Origin of the sequence: Actinosynnema sp. NPDC023658, assembly GCF_040639995.1 — a bacterium.
Taxonomy (GTDB): Bacteria; Actinomycetota; Actinomycetes; order Mycobacteriales; family Pseudonocardiaceae; genus Actinosynnema.
In genome coordinates, this window is sequence record NZ_JBFAAX010000691.1 from 1 (window position 1) to 3,072 (window position 3,072).

Sequence of the window (3,072 nt, forward strand, 5' to 3'; positions counted from 1 at the left end):
TGGGACCTCCTGGCGTCACTGATCGCGGACGTCGGCAACGCGGGCGACGCCGACGGCGTGCCGGCGGCCGGCGACGTGACCGCGGCCGGCGACGTGCGGGCGTCGTTCGAACCGAACTACAACTCCCTGACCTACGCCGTGGTGTGCCAGGACTTCTCGCTGCGGTTCGAGGACTTCGACCGGTACCGGGCGTTGCGCCGGGCCGAGCTGCGCGCCGCGCCGACGTTGCGCGGCACGTTCATCGGCCACACCGAGGCCGCCGCGTGCGTCGGCTTCACCGACCGCCCGACCAACCCGCCGCACCGCCTGGACGTCGATCAGGCCCCGCCGCTGCTCCTGCTGACGAGCCGCTACGACGTCGCCACGCCGTACCAGTGGGCGCAGAACGTGCACCGGCAGGCGAAGGGCTCGCACCTGGTGACCTTCGACGGCCCCGGCCACGGCGTCTACCACGCCAACGAGTGCACGCGGTCCGCCGCGGACGCCCACCTGCTCGGCACGGCCCCCGCCCGCGACCGGACCTGCTGACCTCAGCCCGACCCTCCCTCCCGTCCCCCGACTCGCAGGGCCGTGCTGCGCTGCACAGTGTCCACAGTGGACAACGGTTGCGCCCTCCCGAGCATGACCCACGTCACGCAATCGTCCTGTCACAAGGACCGGGGCGTCGGCATCTAGTGGCCGTCCAGTGCGCACCACTGATGAGGAGCGGGTCGTGGAACCACGGTTCGACATGATGACCAACGAGATCGCCGTCAAGTTCGCCAAGCGGTTCGCCAACGCCGGCCTGGTGCTCCACCAGTCGACGCTGCCGAGGTCCACGCAGGAGCTGGTGTCGTTGCGCGCCAGCCAGATCAACGGCTGCGGTTGGTGCATCGACATGCACACCAAGGAGGCCGTGGCCGCCGGTGAGGACCAGGTCCGGCTCAACCTGGTCGCGGCCTGGCGCGAGTCCACCGTGTTCACCGAGGCCGAGCAGGCCGCGCTGGCCCTGGCCGAGGAGGGCACCCGGCTCGCCGACACCCACGAGGGCGTGTCGGACGGGACGTGGGCGTTGGTGCGCAAGCACTACGACGACGACCAGGTCGCCGCGCTGGTCTGCCTGGTGGGCCTGATCAACGCGGCCAACCGGCTCGCGGTGATGGTGCACCAGAAGGGAGGGTCCTACCAGCCCGGCATGTTCAGCTCCTTCACGGGCTGAGCCCTCCTGGGGGCGGGTCCGAGGTCGGCCGGGCGACGAGCACCGGCCGACCGGTCCGTCCCACTTCCGCCACCGCACCCGGACAACGCTCCGTGGCATGGGCACAGCGACGCCGCCCGACCAGTGTGCTCCGGCCACCTGGTGACGGGTCCGCACAGGTGCTTACCGTTCGGTTCCCGCACCGGTGCGGGTGGGCGGAGGGTGGACTGTGCTGGGGCTCGCCGCGGCGCTGGTCGCGTCGATGGTGTGTGCCGCAGAGGGATGGGCCGCAGAGGGATGGGCCGCAGAGGGATGGGCCGCAGAGGGATGGGCCCGGCGGGCTGGGATTCGCTCGGTGCCCTGGAGCAGTGGGTGGAGCGCCACCGCCCGCCCGTGCACCCGGTGGTCACCGACAAGAACCCCGGCGCGTCCGGCCGTACCCGGCCGTTGTGCGAAGCGCCTGCCTATCCGCGGTACACCGGCGTCGGTGACCCGGATTCGGCTCGCAGCTTCGCGTGCACCGAGCCGTAGCCGGGTGGTACGGGGCCGTCGGGGCCGGCGCGGGTCAGCCCCGGCGGCGGCGCACCGGGCCGGGAGCACCGGTCCGCCGACGCCCGGTCCGCCGTCGAGCGGGCGCGCGGCAGCCGGAGCCGACCGGGGTCCGCCGTCGTTCTTCGGCCAGCCACTCGTCCAGCGCGTCGGCCAGGCGGGGGAGCGCGCGCAACTCACCGACGCGGTGCCCGTGCCGCATGTTCGCCCACACCACGCCGAACGCCGCGAGGTCGAGGCCGTGGACGATGCCCGCCAGCCGCCGGGAGGCGTAGTCGGCAGCCTCCGCCCGGTCGGCTGACCACACCGTGACGTCGAGGTTGCGGGTCGGTAGCTGGTCGCGGGTCTGGCTCATCGGGCGTGACCTCGGTGGGGTTGCGGTGGCGTGACCTCACGCTAGGCAGGCGTGGCGGGCGGATCCATGTCGTCGCGCCACCGCGTGTGCCGCGCCCTGTGGTGCGGCGCCACATTGCCGGGTGCTCACCGGCGCGGCTGTCCCTTGCTCACCTTCAGCAGCCGCAACGCGATCTGCACCTCCAGCAGCCGCTCGGGTTCGCGCCACGACTCACCGAGCAGCCGGCCGATCCGGGCCGGCCGCTGCGCGACGGTGTTGACGTGCAGCTGCAGCGCCTGGGCGGTGTTGGTGACGCTCTGACCGGTCGCGCAGAACGCGTCGAGGGTCTGCGCCAGGTCGGTGCCGCGGGCCTCGTCGTAGTCCAGGCACCGCGCCGATCGACGAGTGGACGAACGCGCCGATGTCAGCCCTGCCCGCGAACAGGATCCCGACCGAGCCCAGCGCCGCCGCGTCGGTGGCCTCGCCGTGCCGGCCCAGCGCCGGCCCGTCACCGTGGTCGTCCCCTCGCCGGGACCACGAGCCGAAAGGTGGACAGCGGCACCCGCCGTGGCGATGTGGCGGACGCACACGGGCCGAGCGGTGCGGTGTGGTCGCCGGACATGGACGTGTCGGGTCGCCGGGGCCGGGTAACCGGGGGACGACTGCCGGTCCGGAGCGAGGGAGAGGTATGAGCGACACGACGACGGTGAACAGGCTGCGCACGGTGTTGCGCGACGTCGGGTACCCGGCGGACAAGGGGCAGCTGGTCGACCACGCGTCGCGCAACAACGCGGACGAGGACACCGTGCACGCGCTGCACTCGGTCCCGGACCGCCTCTACCAGTCCTTCGACGAGGTGGTCGAGGCGGCGGAGATCGACCAGGACCGCGAGGTCTGAGCGAACCGGTGGAGGGCGGGGGGGTGGGGGGGGGGGGCCCCCCCCGGGGCCCCCCCCGGGCGGGTTACCAAAACGGTGGGGGGGGGGGGGCGGAGCGGGGGGGGGGGGGGGCCC

General features: G+C 73.3%; 6 protein-coding genes. 4 read left to right on the plus strand and 2 right to left on the minus strand.

All coding sequences use genetic code 11. The annotated features are described in order from the left end of the window. From AB0G02_RS33235 to AB0G02_RS33245, 3 genes are all read left to right on the plus strand, one after another. Window positions 1–528: alpha/beta hydrolase (locus AB0G02_RS33235; protein ID WP_360802216.1), on the plus strand; the 528-nt coding region annotated here is incomplete at its 5' end. 184 nt (window positions 529–712) lie between these two features. Continuing rightward, window positions 713–1,198, plus strand: a complete 486-nt coding sequence (locus tag AB0G02_RS33240) for a carboxymuconolactone decarboxylase family protein (protein ID WP_360802219.1) — start codon at window positions 713–715, stop codon at window positions 1,196–1,198. A gap of 306 nt (window positions 1,199–1,504) precedes the next feature. Then, entirely contained in the window at window positions 1,505–1,708 is a 204-nt protein-coding gene (locus AB0G02_RS33245) for a tannase/feruloyl esterase family alpha/beta hydrolase (RefSeq protein ID WP_360802231.1), read from the plus strand. Window positions 1,709–1,742: 34 nt separating this feature from the next. Here the strand turns inward: AB0G02_RS33245 and AB0G02_RS33250 are convergent, their stop codons facing one another. Both AB0G02_RS33250 and AB0G02_RS33255 read right to left on the minus strand, forming a co-directional pair. After that, window positions 1,743–2,081 carry a hypothetical protein gene (locus tag AB0G02_RS33250; RefSeq protein ID WP_360802222.1) on the minus strand — a complete coding sequence of 113 codons (339 nt, stop codon included), beginning with the start codon at window positions 2,079–2,081 and terminating at the stop codon, window positions 1,743–1,745. Between the two features lie 125 nt (window positions 2,082–2,206). After that, complete coding sequence (locus AB0G02_RS33255; RefSeq protein WP_360802225.1) at window positions 2,207–2,572, minus strand: helix-turn-helix domain-containing protein; 366 nt, start codon at window positions 2,570–2,572, stop codon at window positions 2,207–2,209. A gap of 176 nt (window positions 2,573–2,748) precedes the next feature. Here AB0G02_RS33255 and AB0G02_RS33260 point away from each other — a divergent pair, with 176 nt between their 5' ends. Continuing rightward, window positions 2,749–2,958, plus strand: a complete 210-nt coding sequence (locus AB0G02_RS33260) for a DUF2795 domain-containing protein (RefSeq protein ID WP_360802228.1) — start codon at window positions 2,749–2,751, stop codon at window positions 2,956–2,958. The last annotated feature ends 114 nt before the right edge of the window (window positions 2,959–3,072 follow it).

What these genes read in the sequence shown, in the direction of transcription:
- AB0G02_RS33245 (WP_360802231.1), top strand. Translation starts at nt 1,505, where the DNA reads ATGGGCCCGGCGGGCTGGGATTCGCTCGGTGCCCTGGAGCAGTGGGTG.
- AB0G02_RS33250 (WP_360802222.1), bottom strand. Translation starts at nt 2,081, where the DNA reads ATGAGCCAGACCCGCGACCAGCTACCGACCCGCAACCTCGACGTCACG.
- AB0G02_RS33260 (WP_360802228.1), top strand. Translation starts at nt 2,749, where the DNA reads ATGAGCGACACGACGACGGTGAACAGGCTGCGCACGGTGTTGCGCGAC.